A 667-nucleotide genomic window follows, 5' to 3' on the forward strand; every position below is an offset into this window, starting at 1 on the left:
GGGCTGGGCCTCGCGCTGCAGCGCCCCGATGTGGCCGATGCCGGGGCGGCGTTGCGCGACCATGCCGGCCGCGGCGTGAAGATCGCAGCGGCATGCATCGGCACCTTCGTGCTGGCGGAGTCGGGCCTGCTCGACCGGCATCGAGCCACCACCACCTGGTGGCTGGGCGCCATGTTCAGGCAGCGCTACCCGGCCGTGCGGCTGGACGATTCGCGCATGCTGGTGCACTCGGGCGACTTCATCACCGCGGGCGCCGCGCTCGGCCACGTCGACATGGCGCTCTGGCTGGTGCGCCAGGCCAGCCCGGAGCTCGCGAGCCTGGTGGCGCGTTACCTGATCGTGGATTCGCGTCCCTCGCAATCGGCCTATGTGATCCAGGATCACCTGGCCCATGCCGATCCGATGGTGGAGCGCTTCGAGCGCTGGGCCCGCGGCCGGCTGGCGGAAGGCTTCTCGCTGGACGACGCGGCGCAGGCGGCCGGCACCAGCAAGCGCACGCTGGCGCGCCGGACGCAGCAGGTGCTGGGCAAGAGTCCGCTGTCCTACGTGCAGGACCTGCGCGTGGAGCGCGCGGTCCATCTGCTGAAGACCAGCGACAAGAGCCTGGAGCAGATCGCCGGGTTGGTGGGCTATGCCGACGGCGTCACKCTGCGCGCACTGTTGCGCC

The 667-nt window shown here is 71.3% G+C and carries 1 protein-coding gene; it reads left to right on the forward strand.

Annotation, left to right across the window (positions count from 1 at the left end; translation table 11 throughout):
- Nucleotides 1–667 (forward strand): GlxA family transcriptional regulator (locus AC1DTN_RS38015; protein WP_477925319.1); only part of this gene is annotated, 667 nt, incomplete at both ends.

Source organism: Rhizobium sp. 01T444 (genome assembly GCF_056398305.1).